This window comes from Streptomyces sp. NPDC005195 (genome assembly GCF_040608315.1).
GTDB classification, from domain to species: domain Bacteria; phylum Actinomycetota; class Actinomycetes; order Streptomycetales; family Streptomycetaceae; genus Streptomyces; species Streptomyces kaempferi.
Window position 1 is genome coordinate 51,333 of sequence record NZ_JBEXHZ010000030.1, and the last position, 17,104, is coordinate 68,436.

General features: G+C 74.2%; 2 protein-coding genes. Both read left to right on the top strand.

Going from position 1 to position 17,104, the window contains the following annotated elements; genetic code table 11:
- Positions 1-503: 503 nt before the first annotated feature.
- Entirely contained in the window at positions 504-2,231 is a 1,728-nt protein-coding gene (locus tag ABZV34_RS26070) for a fatty acyl-AMP ligase (protein WP_356281233.1), read from the top strand.
- Positions 2,232-2,559: 328 nt separating this feature from the next.
- Positions 2,560-17,040, top strand: coding sequence for an SDR family NAD(P)-dependent oxidoreductase (locus tag ABZV34_RS26075; protein ID WP_356281236.1), 14,481 nt, complete (start codon positions 2,560-2,562; stop codon positions 17,038-17,040).
- Positions 17,041-17,104: the final 64 nt, after the last annotated feature.

Consider the following 17,104-nt stretch of genomic DNA (forward strand, 5'->3'; position numbering starts at 1 on the left):
CCTCGACGGCGAGGGTATTCGGCGGACCGCGCATCGCGCGGTCCGCCTCACTCTTGTCCGGACCCGCGTCGCGGCCGTGGGCGCGACGACGGACGAGGCGGTGTGCGGGCGAGGGACCGGACGTATTCCCGCGTTGTCGATGAGCGGGACATTGTTCGAAGTGCGTGACGCGACACACATATTCACTTCCTTCCCGGCGCACACCAGCCAATTCAGCCGTCCAGGAACGGTGTTCGGTGAGCGGACCGTGCAATTCCATGATTTGCAGCCGGAGTTGCACCGGTCGGAGTGGCGATTCTTGCTATCGTCCTACTCGTTGGTAGCAAGTCGCACGGGGGTCGCGGGGAGCGGACGGAAGCAGTTCCGTTGCTCCTCGGGCGGGTTGGCCGAGACGGACGCTCTGGCAAGGGGGCCAGGCGGACACGGCAGCCGCGCGTATCTGTGACGCGGCCTTCGAACTCCAGTTTTCTCGCTTACTCATCCGAACAGGTGAGACACCTCATATGGCTCGTTCCCTGGTCGATTTACTGACCGCGCACGCCTCCCGACAGCCTGATCGGACCGCCTACCGGTATCTCGTCACGGGCGACTGCGACGGAGAGATCCAGGACATCTCCTACGGACGGCTGGCCGAGCGGTCCCGGGCCGTCGCTGCCTGGTTGCAGGAACGCGGACTGGCCGGTTCCCGCGCGATGCTGCTCTATCCGCCCGGACTCGAGTTCATGTCGGGCTATCTGGGCTGTCTTTCGGCCGGAGTCGTCGCCGTGCCGGGCGTGCCTCCGCAGGGACGGTCGCAGAACCACCGTGCCCTGCTCCGGACGAAGCGCCTGATCGCCGACGCGGACGCCAAGGTGATCCTGGGCGGCCGTGATGTGATGGCCGCCCTGGCCACCATGGCGGAGCACCTGCCGGAACTGGCCGGGATCACCTGCGTCGCGACCGAGGACATCCCCGACGAGGCGGCCGGCTCCTGGCGCGAACCCGATCTCACCGCCGACTCCGTCGCCTTCCTTCAGTACACCTCCGGATCCACCTCCGCCCCGCGCGGTGTGATGGTGACCCACGCGAACCTGCTCGACAACGAGCGGGTCATCACGGAGCGGATGGGCCACACTCCCGAGGTGATCGAGGAGTACGGCCACGAACTCTTCGTCAGCTGGCTTCCCGTCTACCACGACATGGGACTCATCGGCCCGGTCCTGAACGCCGTGTACCTCGGGGTGACCGCCACGTTCTTCTCGCCGCTGCACTTCCTGCACCGGCCCGAGCGCTGGCCGAAGGCCGTCAGCCACTACCGCGCGCACACCAGCGGCGGCCCCAACTTCGCCTACGAGCTGTGCCTGAAGCACGCGACGCCCGAACTCCTCGACGGTCTCGACCTGAGCCGTTGGCGGGTCGCCTTCAACGGCGCGGAACCGGTGCGGGCCGCCACCCTGCGCCGGTTCACCGACACCTTCGCCGCCGCGGGCCTCCGCCGGGAGGCCTTGTACCCGTGCTACGGCCTGGCGGAGGCCACCCTGATCGTCACCGGCGGCTCGGTACAGGCCCCGCCCACCCTGGTCGAGTCCGCGGAGACCGGTCCGCACGCCGGCGCGGCGGACGCGGTGGCGGTCGGCTCAGGCCGGACCGGCCCCGGTACCACCGTGGTCATCGCGGACCCCGAGCGGCAGGAGGAACTGCCCGAGGGCGAGGTCGGTGAGATCTGGGTCGCCGGCGCGAGCGTCGCCAGGGGCTACTGGCGCAACGCCCTCGCGACCCGGCAGACGTTCCGGGCCACCCTGAAGGACCGCGAGGGATACTTCCTGCGCACCGGCGACCTCGGTTTCCTGCGGGACGGTGAACTCTTCGTCACCGGTCGGCTCAAGGACCTGCTGGTCATCGGCGGCCGCAACCACTACCCCCAGGACCTGGAACTGTCCGCCGAGATGTCCCACTGGTCGCTGCGGCCCGGCTGTACCGCCGCCTTCTCCGTGGACGCCGGGGAGGACGAGGGCGAGCAGCCCGTCGTCGTCGCGGAGACGGCCCCGGAGGCACTCGGCGAGTCCGAGAAGATCGTCGGCCTGATCCGCGGCGCGATCGGGGAGGCCCACGGCCTGCCGGTGCGCGATGTGGTGCTCGTCCGCCCCGGCACCATTCCGAAGACGTCCAGCGGGAAGATCCAGCGCCGTGCCACCCGGACGGCGTACCTCGACGGCACCCTCTCCCCGGTGGGCGCGCCCGCCTCGGGATGACGGCGCCCGCCGACAGCGCGCCCGCACGCGCCGTCGGAGGTTCCCCGGTCGTCCTGTGACGTGCGCCGGGTCGCTCCGCCGTGCGTGGTCGCCGCCCCGATGGGGGTACCGGGCGTAGGCGCGGGCCGTCCGTCCGTGGCGCCGTTCGTCACCCTTACGCCCCGAAACCCGCCGAGAACCAGCCGAGTTCGCCGTCTGCCGTCTGCCGTCTGCCGTCTGCCGTCTGCCGTCTGCCGTACGTCGGCGGCATCAGCCGTACCCCGTGCGCTCCGCCGTGGCGGCCGTACGGCATCCACCTGAGCCCGAGTTCACGAGGACACCTGCCCAGATGCCTGCGAACGAGTCCCCCAAGCAGTTGCCCGAGACGCCCGCGACGACCCCCGAGGACGTACGTGCGTGGCTGACGTCGGCCGTCGCCGTGGCGGCCGGGCTCGACCCCGCGGCCGTCGCCCCAGAGCGTCCGATCGCGGAATTCGGTCTGGGATCGCGGCAGTTGGTGACGCTGGCGGTCGAACTGTCCGAGTGGCTCGGCCGGCCCTTGGAGCCCTCCCTCGTCTTCAACCACCCTACGATCGCGGCGATCGCCGAAACGGTCCTCGGCGAAGGACCCGCCCTGACCGCCGACCCGGTCCCGGTCCCGGTCCCGGATTCGGCGCCGGCCGGCGCACCCGCACGGGCGGACGGCGACATCGCGATCATCTCCATGGCCTGCCGTTTCCCCGGTGGCGCCGACGACCCCGAGGCCCTGTGGCGGCTGCTGGCCGAGGGCGAGGACGCCGTCGGCGAGGTGCCCGCGGGCCGTTGGGACACCCATGCGCTTCTGGACCCCGACCCGGAGGCCGCCGGCAAGGCGTACACCCTGCGCGGCGGGTTCCTGACCGGCATCGACCGATTCGACGCGCCCTTCTTCGGGATCTCGGCGCGCGAGGCCGCGGCCATGGACCCGCAGCAGCGGCTTCTGCTGCGGACGGGCTGGGAGGCGATCGAGCGCGCCGGGATCGTCCCGGAGACACTGAACGGCAGCTCCACGGGCGTCTACCTCGGCCTGTACGACAGCGGATACCTCGCCGCGGCCCCTCTGGAGCAGCTCGACGGGCACGTGGGCACCGGCTCGGCGCCCAGCGTGGCGTCCGGGCGTATCGCGTACACCCTCGGTCTGCGCGGTCCGGCCGTGACCGTGGACACCGCCTGCTCCTCCTCCCTCGTCGCCCTGCACCTGGCGGCGCGGGCGCTGGCGAGCGGTGAGTGCGACCTCGCGCTGGCGGGCGGCGTCACGCTCCTCGTGACACCGCGCGGGCACGTCGAGTTCAGCAGGCTGCGCGGACTGTCGCCGACCGGGCGGTGCAGCCCGTTCTCCACCGAAGCCGACGGGGTGGTGTGGGCCGAGGGCTGCGGTCTGGTGCTGCTCAAGCGGCTCGCGGACGCGCGCCGGGACGGCGACCGGATCCTCGCCGTCGTCAAGGGCTCGGCGGTCAACCAGGACGGCCGGAGCCAGGGCCTGAGCGCCCCCAACGGCCGCGCGCAGGAACGGGTGTTGCGCGCCGCGCTCGCCGACGCCGGACTCCGGCCGGAGGACTTGGACTACGTCGAGGCGCACGGCACCGGTACGCGGCTCGGCGACCCCATCGAAGGCCGGGCGCTCGCCTCGGTGTTCGGACCGGGACGTCCGGCGGACCGGCCCCTCGGAGTCGGCTCCCTGAAGTCCAACATCGGTCACACCCAGGCCGCGGCGGGCATCGGCGGCGTCATCAAGACCGTCCTGTCCCTCGGTCACGAACTGCTTCCCGCGTCCTTGCACGCGAAGACCCCGACCGAGCACGTCGACTGGGCCGGCGGCGGCCTGCGATTGCACAGCGACGCCCGAGCGTGGCCGCGGCACGGCGACCGGGTGCGGCGGGCCGGAGTGAGCGCGTTCGGCATCAGCGGAACCAACGCGCACGTGGTCCTGGAGGAGGCACCGCGGGACGTGGCACGAACGGCCGCGCTCGCCGCTGCCACACCCGCCCGGCAGCCGGGCACCGAGGAGCCCGGCACGGGACGCGCCGCGGCACTCTTCCCCCTGTCCGCCCGTACCCTCCCGGCGCTCAGGGGCCAGGCCGCCCGCCTGCTCGACGCGCTCGCCGAACGGCCCGGTGTGACGCTGTCCGCCGTGGCCGCGACCCTGGCCCACCACCGCACGCACTTCGAACACCGCGCCGTCGTCCGGGCGGGCGACCGCGACGAACTGCTCGCGGCCCTGCGCGCACTCGCCGGGGGACAGCCCGACACCGAGCTCCTCGTAGGTCCCCGAGCGACGTGTCCGCCGGGAAAGCTGGCGTTCGTCTTTCCCGGCCAGGGTGCCCAGTGGTCCGGCATGGCCCGCGAACTGCTGGACACGTCACCGGTGTTCGCCGACGAACTCGACCGATGCGACGCGGCCCTGCGCCCGTTCACCGTCTGGTCGGTGGCGGCCGTCCTGCGCGGTGACGAGGGTGCGCCGTCCCTGGAGCGGGTGGATGTCGTCCAGCCGGTCCTGTTCGCCGTGATGGTCTCCCTGGCCGCGCTGTGGCGGGCCCGTGGCGTACGACCGGACGCGGTGATCGGGCACAGTCAGGGCGAGGTCGCCGCGGCCTGTGTGGCCGGCGCGCTCAGCCTCAACGACGCGGCAGCGGTGGTCGCCCTGCGCAGCCAGGCCCTGACCGCGCTGTCCGGCACCGGAACCATGGCCGTCGTCGCCCTGCCGCACACCGAGGTCGAGGCGTACCTGGCCGGACTGGGCGGACGGGTCTGCGTCGCCGCCGTGAACAGCGGCCGTTCGACGGTGATCGCCGGCGACACGGAACCGCTCGAAACCCTGCTCGCCGACCTCGACCGGCAGCAGGTGTTCGTCCGCCGCCTCGACGTCGACTACGCCTCCCACAGCGCCCGGGTCGAACCGCTGCGTGCGACGATCCTCGGCGAACTGGACGGCGTCACCACCTGCCCGGCCCCCGTCGACTGGTACTCCACGGTCACCGGCGAGCCGGTCACGGAGGAACTCGAAGCCGACTACTGGTACACGAACCTGCGCGAACCCGTCCGCTTCGCGCCCACCGTGGAGCGCATGGTGGCCGACGGCTACCGCTGCTTCGTCGAACTCAGTCCCCACCCCTCCCTCGTCACCGCCCTGCGCACGGTCGCCGAGGACTCCGGCCACGAGGACCTGGTCGCCGTCGGATCGCTGCGTCGGGACGAGGACGGACCCGCCTGTCTGGACCGGGCCGCCGCCGAACTCCACGTCCACGGAGGGCCGATCGACTGGCACGGGACGGCCCCCGACTCGGAGCGCGTCGAGCTTCCCACGTACGCCTGGGACACACAGTCCTACTGGACCGAGCCCGAGCCCGCGGCCGGAGCTTCCGGACTCCTCGACCGCGCCGCGCACCCACTGCTCGGCATTCAGCTGCAGTCCGCGGACGAGACCCGCTGGACCTTCCGCGACGAGTGGTCCCCGGCCACCGCGGACTGGCTGTCCGACCACACCGTGTTCGGACGGACCGTGGTGTCGGGCACCACCCTGATGGAGCTGTGCCGGGCCGCGCTCGCCGTGGCCCGCCCGGACGTTCCCGGCGACGTGACCGACCTGCTCCTGCTCGCGCCCCTCGTCCTGCCGGAGTCCGGCACGGTCGAGGTGTCCGTCGAGCTGGTCAGCACGGGCTCCGCCCCGGAGATCACCGTGCACAGCCGTCCGCGCGGCCGCCAGAACCCCGGCTGGACCCTGCACGCGACCGCCTCGGCGGCCGTGCCCGTCCCGGCGCCGCCCGCCCGCCCGCCGGTGTGGCCGGAGGCCACCGAGTCCGTCTGGAGCACACGGACGTACGAGCGGCTGAGCGCCCTGGGCCTCGGTTACGGACCGGCGTTCCAGGGAGTCCGGTCGGCCGTCACGACCACCGTCGACGGCGAACTGCTGGCCCGGCTCGCCCTGCCCGCCGTGGCCCGGGAGACGACCGACGCCTACCCCGTCCACCCGGCACTGCTGGACGCGGCGCTGCACGTGGCCGCCGCGCTGGACACCGGCGGCGCGTCCGACGGCCGGGTGCTGCTGCCGGTCGCGGTGGGCCGATGCGTCCTGCCGCCCGGCCCCACCGGCGACCTCACGGCGCTGGTCCGGAGGTCGGGCGGCGTGGGGACGGACCTCACCCTCGACGTGACGCTGTGGGATGCGGACGGCTTTCCGGCGGGCCGGCTGGAGGACGTACGGCTGCGGGCCGCCGACCCGGCGGACCTGAACGGCGCCTCGGAGAACGGCCGTCACCTGTACGAAGTGGCGTGGACGGCCGCGCCCGGAGAACCCGCCGGAGCACCGGGCGCCGTGTGGGCCGTCGACGGCGACCGCTCGGACCCGGACGTCGTGGCCGCCGTGCGCGGCCTGGAGGCGGCGGGCCTCCAGGTGCGGGAGACGGACGCCGACATCCTCGTACGGTTCTGGCCGCGTCCGACGCCCGGCGCGGAACCGGCGGACGCCGCACAGGAGTTGGCCGCCGACGCGCTGGCCCGACTGCGTGGCCTCTCGGCGCTCGCCGAGGACCGGCTGCCCGCCCGGACCGTGTGGGTGACCCGCGGCGCGATCGCGACCGGTGCCGGAGACACTGTGCCCGCGCTGGCCCAGTCCGTGCTGTGGGGCATGGCCCGCAGCGCCCGGACCGAACACCCGCACCTCGGACTGACCCTGCTGGACCTCGACGGCTCCGGACCCTCCGGCGGCTTCCCCTCCGGTGACGTCCTCCCGGCCGCCCTCGCGCATACCGATGAACCCGAACTCGCCCTCCGGGGAGGCACCTTGCTCGTACCGCGGCTGGTGCGCGCCCGCGCGGCGGACACCTTGCGGATTCCGGCCGGGGACCGGTACGAACTGACCGGGCTCCCGGCGGACCCCGCCCTGCGCGCGGTGGCATCCCACGCCCTGGCCCCCGGCCAGGTCAGGATCCAGGTGCACGCCGTCGCGGTCCCCCAGCCCGGCAGCGCGCGAGCCCGCACCGCGTGCGCCGGTGTGCTGACCGAGGCCGGCGCCGACACCGGGAACCCGGCTCCCGGTCTGCGGGTCTGCGCGCTCGCCGACACGCCACCCGGCTCCGAGGCGGTCGTGGACGTACGGCGGCTCGCGGTGCTCCCGGACGACGTGCCGTTCACCACGGCGGCGGCCCTGGCCCTCGCGGCCGGTGGCGCGGGCGCCGCGGGAGAACCGGCCGAGGCGCTGCACGCCGCCCTCACCGGTGCGACACGTCCGGCCCGCCCCCGGGTCCTGCCCGTCACCGGCGCACGCGGGGCACTGCGGCGGCGGACCGCGTCCGGCGAGGCCGTCGTCCTCGACCTGGTCGGGCGTCCCGGCCCGGTGCCCACCGACGGCACGGTGCTGATCACCGGCGGGCTCGGCGCGGTCGGCCGCCACATCGCCCGGCTGCTCGCCGAACAGGGCGTCCCCCGGCTGCTTCTGACGTCCCGTCGAGGTCCGGACGATCCGCGCGCCGAAGAGGTTACCGCCGAACTCACCGCACTCGGCGCCGAGGCCGAGATCGCCGCGTGCGACGTCGCGGACGCCGAAGCCCTGGCCGGCGTACTCGCCCGTGGGACAGCGGAGTTGCCGCTGCGCGGGGTCGTCCACTGCGCCGGAGTCCTGGCCGACGGCCTGATCACCGACCTGACGCCCGAACGCCTGGCGCGGGTACTGCGCCCCAAGGTCGACGGCGCCGCCCATCTGCACCGGCTCACCGCCGACATGCCCCTCGACCTGTTTCTGCTGGTCTCCTCGGCGGCAGGTGTCGTCGGCACCGCGGGCCAGGCCAACTACGCGGCGGCCAACGTCTTTCTCGACCAACTCGCCCACCACCGAGCCGCCCTGGGCCTGCCTGGCGTCTCGGTCTCCTTCGGTGCCTGGGCGGGCGAGGGCCTCGCCGCCGAACACGCCGACCTGGACCGGATGGCCCGTGCCGGCCACCGGACCCTCACCCCGGACCAGGGCCGCGAACTCGTCGAACTCGCCCTGCTCCGTGGCGCACCGCATCTGGTCGCCTGGTCCCTGGACCTGCCCCGACTGCGCGAGAACACGGTGGCCGCGGGCGACCGCCCGACGGCGCTCTGGCGCTCCTTGCTGCCCGCGCCGCGCGGCGACCGGGACGGGGCCGAGGGTCTGGCGGACCGGCTGGCCCGGCTGCCGGAGACCGAACGCGCCGCCCGCGTCCTGGCCCTGGTCCGCGAGGAGGCCGCCAGAGCACTCGGCCTGCGCTCGGCCGAATCCGTGCGGTCCGACCGGCCGTTGCGCGAACTCGGCATGGACTCGGTGACGGCGGTGGAGCTGCGCAACCGCATCGGCACCCGGATCGGAGCCAGGCTGCCCGCCACCCTGCTCTTCGACCACCCCACCGCGGCCCGGCTCACCGCGCATCTGCTGGCCACCGCGCTCGTTGCCGGCGGTCCCGGGGCCCCGCGGAGCGCGCCCGGTCCCCGGCACGCCCGCGACACCACGCCCGCCGCGGACGAGCCACTGGCGCTGGTGGGCATGGCGTGCCGGCTGCCCGGCGGCGCGCACGACCCCGAGGGCCTGTGGCACCTGGTCGCCGAGGGCCGCGACGCGGTCGGTCCGTTCCCCGAGGCACGCTGGGACGTGCGGTCACTGTACGACCCCGACCCGGAGGCCCTGGGCAAGTCGTACGCGCGGGAAGGCGGATTCCTCGACGACCTGGACTCCTTCGACGCGGGCTTCTTCGGCATCACTGCGAAGGAGGCGGCGGCCATGGACCCGCAGCAGCGCGTCCTGCTGGAGACGGCCTGGGAGGCGCTGGAGCGCGCCGGGATCGTCCCCGCCGAGCTGGCGGGCAGCGCCACCGGTGTGTATGTCGGCATGTTCGGCAGCGACTATCTCGCGGGCTCCCGGCTCGACCAACTGGACGGGTACGTGGGTACCGGGTCGGCGCTGAGCGTGGCCTCGGGACGGCTCGCGTACACGCTGGGTCTGAACGGACCGGCGCTGACCGTGGACACGGCCTGCTCCTCGTCGCTGGTGGCGCTGCACCTTGCGGCGCAGGCGCTCCGGTCGGGCGAGTGCGACCTCGCGCTCGCCGGCGGGGTGACCCTGATGGTGACACCGGGGACCTTCGTCGAGTTCAGCCGTCTGCGGGGGCTGTCCCCGACCGGGCGCTGCCGCTCCTTCTCCGACGACGCCGACGGAGCCGTCTGGGCCGAGGGGGCGGGCATGGTCGTACTGAAGCGGCTCGGTGACGCGCGCCGCGACGGCGACGAGGTGCTCGCCGTGCTGCGCGGTACCGCGGTCAACCAGGACGGCCGCAGTCAGGGACTGTCCGCGCCCAACGGCCCGGCTCAGGAGCAGGTGGTCCGGCGGGCGCTGGAGCTGTCCGGGCTGGCACCGGCCGACATCGACTACGTCGAGGCGCACGGGACCGGGACGACGCTCGGCGACCCGATCGAGGCGAACGCCCTGGCGGAGGTCTTCGGCGCCTCGCGCCCGCAGGGCCGGCCCCTGTGTCTCGGCTCGCTCAAGTCCAACATCGGTCACGCGCAGGCCGCTTCGGGCGTGCTCGGGCTGATCAAGGTCGTCCAGTCCCTGCGTCACCACTCGCTGCCCCGCACCCTGCACGCCGGCACGCCCAGTCGCCATGTCGACTGGGACGGCAGCGGGTTGCGGCTGCTGCGGGAGACGGCTCCCTGGCCGTCCACCGGTGAGCGTGTACGGCGGGCCGGCGTGAGCGCCTTCGGGATCAGCGGAACCAACGCGCACCTGGTCGTGGAGGAGGCCCCGAGAGCCGAGGCACGGCCGACGGCCGAAGCCGCCACCGGCACCGGCAAGTGGCTGTTCGTGCTGTCCGGGCGCAGTGAGTCCGCCGTACGCGGGCAGGCCGGGCGGCTGTCCCGTCACCTGACGCGGGAGGTCGCCCTGCCGGACGTCGCCCACACGCTGGCGCGACACCGCGGCCACTTCGAACGGCGCGCGGGGATCGTGGCGGGCGACCGCGACGAACTGCGCGCCCGGCTCGACGCGCTGGCCGGCGGACGGACACCGCCGGCCCGGTCCCACGAGGAGCGGACCGGCAAGGTGGCCTTCGTCCTCGCCGGGCACGGCGGCCAATGGCCCGGGATGGGCACGGAGTTGTCGGCCGAGTCGACGGCCTTCCACGAGGAGCTGTCCCGGATCGACGAAGCGGTGCACCGCCACGTCGGCTGGTCGGTCCTCAACGTGCTCCGAGCCCCGGAGGAGTTCGCCCCGCTCGACCGGACGGAGTTCCTGCAGCCGGTGCTGTTCGCGCTGAACGCGGCCCTCGCCGCCGCCTGGCGGGCTCTCGGCGTCCGGCCGGACGCCGTGGTCGGGCACAGCCTCGGCGAGATCGCCGCCGCGTACACCGCGGGCGCCCTCACCCTGGACGACGCCGCGGCCGTGGTGACCGCACGTGCCGGCGCCGTCGCCCCGCTGGTCGGACAGGGCGGCATGCTGTCCCTGGAACTCCCGCTCGCGCAAGCCGAGGAACTGCTCGCGCCCCACCGGGACCGGCTCTTCGTCGCGGCCGTCAACAGCGCGTCCTCCACAGCGGTGTCCGGCGACGCCGAGGCACTGGACGCGCTGCGCCGGCACCTCGACGCACGGGGCATCCCCGTACGGCGGCTGTCGACCCCGTTCGCCTCGCACACCCCCCTGATGGACCCGGTCCGCGAGGATCTGCTCGGCCGGCTCGCCGGCATCAGGGGCACCCGCACCCCGACCCCGCTCTACTCGACGGTGCTGGCCGCGCCCGTGCCCGGCGACCGGCTGGACGCCGACCACTGGTACGCCAACCTCGGCCGCCCGGTCCGTTTCGCGGACACGATCCGGCGGATGCTCGACGACGGCTACCGCTACTTCGTCGAGCTGAGCCCGCACCCGTCGCTCACCGCGTCGGTCGAGGCGGTGGCGGCGGAGGCGGGGATCGACGTGGTGGTCGTCGGCTCGCTGAGCCGGCAGCGGGACGGGCGGGACGTACTGCTGCGCGGACTGGGGGAGTTGTACGAGGGCGGGTACACGCCCGACTGGCCGGCGCTGTTCCCGCGGGGCCGCCGCGTCGATCTGCCCACCTACGCCTTCGCCCGCGAACGCCACTGGCTCGCACCCGCCCCGGCCACCGCGACGGCCGGCAGCTCACCGCTCCTCGGTACGCACGTCGAGGCCAGCGACACACCCGGCCGGCACCTCTTCCAGAACGAGATCGACCTGCGCGACAGCCGCTTCGCCTACCTGGGCGACCACCGGGTCGGCGGCGAGGTCTGGCTGCCCGGCGCCGCGTTCCTCGCCCTCGCCATGGAGGCCGCCTCGGCGGTGGCGGACGGCGACGAGGCGCGGGACGGCGGAGAAGCGCGGGACGGCGGTGAGGTGCGGCTCGCCGACGTGAGGTTCGTGCGGCCCCTGGCGCTCGACGCGGAGCGGCCCGTACGGGTGCAACTGGTCCTGCGGTCCGCCGAGGACGGCTCGCGGGACTTCACCATCTCCTCGGCCCCCGCGGGTGAGCGGCCGGCCCGGTGGGAGCGGCATGTCACCGGACGCGTCCTGACCGGCGCCGCGGAGCCCGCGCCGGACGCGGGCGAGGAACTCGCGGTGCTGCGTGCGAAGTGCGGGGAGGCGGTCGGCCTGTCTGCCGTCTACGCGGGGCTGGCCACCCTCGGCATCGACTACGGCCCCGCCTTCCGGGGCCTCGAACAGGGCCACCGCGCGGACTCCGAAGCGGTGGGCCGGCTCGCCCCGCGTCCCCCCGCCGGCCACCTCGTGCACCCCGCCGTGCTCGACGCCGCCTTCCACACGGCGGCCCTGCCCGCGAACGCCCCCGAGGGCCGGGCGTTCGTGCCCGCCGGTGTCGGACGGCTGCGCTTCACCGGCCGCGGTGGCACCCCCGCGTGGGTGACCTGCCGACTGCGTTCCGTGGAGGGCGACACCGCGCTGCTGGATCTCGGGCTCTGGGACGAGGACGACCAACTGGTCCTGGAGGCACAGGGGTTCGCACTGACCGCGCTCACGCGGGCGGACGGCGCACTCTTCGAGACCCGCTGGCAGCCACGCCCCGACGCACAGGAGCCGGCCGGCCAGGGAAGGTGGCTGGTCCTCGCGGACGGGACCGGAGTGGGTGCCGCGCTCGCGGAGCGGCTGGCCGCCGCCTCGACACCGCACGTGATCGCCCGCACCGGCGAGGCGTTCGGCGCCGAGGGCCCCGGCCGCTACGTCCTCGATCCGGCCGACCCCGGTCAGTTGGCCCGGCTGCTCGACGAGGCCTTCGCCGACGGACCGCCCGAACGGGTGGTGCACCTGTCCGCGCTCGACGCACCCTCCATCGAGAACACCGCCACGGCCGAGGAGGCCGCCCGCCGGTGCTGCCTCAGCACCCTGCACCTGGTGCGGGCACTCGCGAACCACCCGCGGGGCCGCGCCCCGCGCCTGTTCGTGGTCGTACGCGGCAGCCAGGCCGCCGGTGGCAGCACACAGGTGACGCACCCTCAGCAGGCGCTCGCCTGGGGCTTCGGCCTCGCGGTGGCCCAGGAACACCCGGAACTGGCGACCACGCTGATCGACCTGCCGGCCACGGACGGCGGCGACGCCCTGTGGACGCAACTGCGGCACGCGGACGACGAACGGCTCGTCGCACTGCGGGAGTCGGGCCGGCTGGTACCGAGGCTGACCCGGACCCGCCCCGACGACGGCGGGCCCGAAGGGATCACCGCCGACGGCGTGTATCTGATCACGGGCGGTCTCGGCGGACTCGGACGGGTGGTCGCCGAGCGGCTGGTGCGCCTGGGTGCCCGACGGCTGGCCCCGCTGAGCCGCGGCGGACCCGACGCGGACGCGGCGAACTGGATCGCCGGGCTCGAAGCGCGCGGTGTCACCGTGTGTCCCGTCCGCGCGGATGTCGCCGACCGTGACGCGCTGACGGCCGCCCTGGACACCGTGCGACAGGCGGCCGGACCGATCGCCGGGGTCGTCCACGCGGCCGGCGTCCTCGACGACGCCACGGTGGCCACCCTGACCGACGACCGCGTCCTCAGCGTCCTCGCACCCAAGGTCCTGGGCACCGCCCTGCTCACCGAACTCGTCCCGGAGGCCGGGCAGTTCGTTCTCTTCGCCTCGGCGGCCGGTCTGCTCGGTTCGGCCGGACAGAGCCCGTACGCGGCGGCGAACGCCTTCCTCGACGCCTGGGCGCACCATCTGTCCCGCACCGACCGCCGGGCGCTGAGCCTGGACTGGGGCGCCTGGACGGGGGTGGGCATGGTCGCCGGGTCCGGAACCCGGGCCGCCGAGACCGGCCGGTCGGGTCTGATCGCCTTCTCCCCGCAGGAGGGCGGCGACCTGTTCGAGCGGCTGCTCGCCACCTCCCGCCGCCAACTCGCGCCTCTCGCCCTGGACTGGGAGGCACTGGCGCTCGACCCGGACGCGGCCCGCACCCGCCCGATCCTGGGCGACCTGATCACCACCACGGCGGCCTCGGCGGACACGGACGCCCTCGTCACAGGGGTGTTCGCGGCGACCACGGACCGGGACCGCACCGCACGGCTCGAAGCGTACGTACGGGCAAAGGTCGGCCAGGTCTCCGGCGGTGCGGTCGAAGCGTCCGCGACCACGCCCCTCAAGGAACTGGGCCTGGACTCGCTGATGCTCGTCCGGCTGCGCAACGCCTTCGCACGCGAACTGGACGCCGAACTCCCCACCACCGCCGTGTTCTCGGCGTCCGACATCCGGGCCCTGGCACGGGCGCTGGGCGAGGTGCTGCCCGCACACGGCACCGGGCCACGTGAGGAGGAACGGCGGCCCGAGCCCGCAGCTGAGGTACCCGAGAGCGAACTGCGGCCCGCGACCCGCGACATGGTACGACTGCTGCGCAGCGCCCGGCCGGACATGCCGGACGCGGCGCACGCCATCGGCCTGGCCGCGCGGCTCACCGCGCCGACCACCCGTGAGGCGCTCGCCGACATCCTCACCCGGCTCGCCGGACGGCATGCCGCCCTGCGCACGGCGATGCCCGGCGGCGGACCGGGCCGGCGGATGCGCGTGGAAAGGGAGGCGACCGGGCCACTCCTGCGCTGGACGGGCGTGAGCGGTGACGCCGGACTCGACGCCGCCGACCGGCTGCGCCGACTGCTGGAGCCACCGTTCGAACTGGCCGACGCGCCGCTGTGGCGCTTCGAGTTGCTGGACGCGGGCGACAGCGGCCAGCTCCTCGTGTTCGGCGCCCACCACGCCGTGAGCGATCTGCAGTCACTGCTGCTCGTCGCGGGGGAGATCGACGCCGAGCTGTCCGGCACCCCGCTCGGCGGCACCGCCAGCAATCGCGACCTCGACCTGCTGATCGAGGCACAGCGCACCGGCGGCACCCCCGGCGGCGACACGGCCGAGTGGCGCGAGGCCTTCCACGGCGCCGCGCGCCTCGACCTGACCCTCGCCCGGCCCCGCCCCGCGACCCGTTCGTACCGGGCCGGGAGCGTCACCGTGGAGATGCCCGACGGTCTGATGGAACGGGTGACGGCGGCCGCGAGCCGGCTCGCCGTCACACCCGCCGCCTTCTGCCTCGGTACCCTGACCGTGCTGCTGGCCAGGGCACGGCAACGGGAGCGCTTCGTACTCGCCGTGCCCGTCGACACCCGGATCCACGCCGACGCCTACGACGCGGTGGGCTTCTTCGGGGTGCCCGTCCCCTTCCCGGCACAGGCCGGGGCGGGGGAGCGGATCGAGGACGTAGTGCGCCGCACGGACGCGCGCCTGGACCGGATCCTCGCCAAGGGCGCCATGTTCTCGGACGTGTTGCCGACCCTCGCCGGACAGGGGCTGCACCGGGCGAACGCGCCCCTGGTGGAGGTGTACTTCAACTACGTACGTTCCTCTGCCGGCCACCTCGAACGGCTCGAGGTGCTCCCCGCCGGAACGGGCTACTCGGACCTCGACCTCATGATCACGATGACCCCGGACGCGGGCCGTGTCCGCCTCGACCACAACCTCGACATCCTGGACGCGGCGACCTCGACCGGCCTGGCACGGCAGTTCCTGCGGCTGCTCGCGGACGCGGCCGACGACCCGACGACGGCGGTCCGTGCGGAGGCGGAGACGAACAGTGCGACGGCGGGGAACGGCGGGGCGGCGACGGGCGCCCCGGTCGCGGATGAGCCCGCCGCACACCCGCGCCCCTCGCTCGCACTCGCCGCCACCTTCGCGCTCGGCCATCTGCCGTCGCTGTGCGCGGCGGCCGTCGAGGCGGCGACGGACGGGGAGTGGACACCGAACGGGGAGTGGACACCGGACGGGGTACGCGACGGGACACCCGACCGGGGGCGGGACGAGGGTCCGACGGTCGCCGAAGGCCCCTACCACCAGGTGCTCGCCGCCCTGCGCGACCCGTCGGGCGTCTTCGCCGACCCCGCGTCGGCGGTGGGTGTGGTGCTGCTGCGGGCGGTGGACCTGGAACGGTTCGGCCCGGTCACCGACGAGGTGCTCGACGAGCTGCGCACCGCGTACCCGGCCGCGCTGAAGGCCCTGTCCGAGCGGACCCGCAAGCCGCTGATCGTGGGCCTTGCGCCCACCGCGCGCCAGGAGGACCGCTTCACACGGTGGGAGGACGACCTCGCCGCCGAACTCACCGGCTCCCCCGGTATCGCGGTGCTCCGCCCGGAGGACTGGACACGCCACCACACCGTCGCGGAACGCTTCGACGAACGAACCGAACGGCTGGCCCATCTTCCCTTCACACCGCCCTTCCAGGCGGCGGTGGCCCTGCGGGTGGCCGAGGCCGTACGAGCGGTGCGGCGCCCCAGGCCGAAGGTGATCGCGGTGGACGGCGACCAGACCCTGTGGGGCGGGGTGGCCGGGGAGATCGGCCCGGACGCGGTGGACCTGACCGGTCCGCGCGCCCTCCTCGCGCGCAGGCTGCTCGAGTGGCGGGCGGCCGGTGTGCTGCTGGCACTGGTCAGCAACAACGACGAAGACACGGTACGAGCCGTCCTGGACCGTCCGGACAGTCTGCTGAAGACCGAGCACTTCAGCGCGTTCTCCGCCACCTGGGGGCCGAAGCCGGACCGCCTCTCCGGAGCGGCGCGCACGCTCGGACTGGGACTCGACAGCTTCCTCTACCTGGACGACAACCCGGTCGAGATCGCGGCGATGCGGTCGGCGCTGCCGCAGGTGCTGTCACTGACCTGCCCCCCGGCGGCCGAACTCGCCGACTTCCTGTACCGGTTGTGGCCGCTCGTGCCGGTGGCGGCGACGGTCGAGGACGGGCTGCGGGCACGGTTCTACGCGCAGGAACGGGAACGGGACGCGGCCCGCGAAGAGGCCGGATTCGAGGAGTTCCTCGCCCAACTGGAGCTCCAGGTCGACATCAGGGCCCTGTCCGGGGACGACGTCGAGCGGGCCGGACAACTCGTGCGCCGGACCAATCAGTTCGTCCTCCATCCCCGGTCGGCCGACGGCGGCGATCTCGCCCGGTGGCGGGAACACGGCGAGGTGTGGACGGCCGTGGCCCGCGACCGGTTCGGCGACTACGGGCAGATCGGTCTGCTCGCCCTGCGCGCGGAAGGCGGCCGACTCGACGTCCTCGCCTGGACGATGAGCTGCCGGGCGCTCGGCCGGGGTGTCGAGGAGCGGATGCTGCAGTGGCTGGCCGACCGTGCAGACCGGTTGGGCTGCGCGAAGGTCCGCCTGACGGCGGAGCGCACCGCGCGCAACGTGCCGGCCCGGCGTCTGCTGGCCGCGCTCGGCGGCGCCGACCAGGACGACGAGCGTCTGGAGAGTGTGGTCACGCCGGATCAGCTGCGGGCCTTCCGCTCCTGGCGGCGACGGTGAGCGGGACGGCCACGGCACGTGGCCCGGTCCATGACAGCGGTACGGGAAAGGAATCAGGGCACGG

Excerpts from the sequence above, each read along its gene's own strand:
- ABZV34_RS26070 (WP_356281233.1), top strand. The coding sequence starts at position 504 with ATGGCTCGTTCCCTGGTCGATTTACTGACCGCGCACGCCTCCCGACAG.
- ABZV34_RS26075 (WP_356281236.1), top strand. The coding sequence starts at position 2,560 with ATGCCTGCGAACGAGTCCCCCAAGCAGTTGCCCGAGACGCCCGCGACG.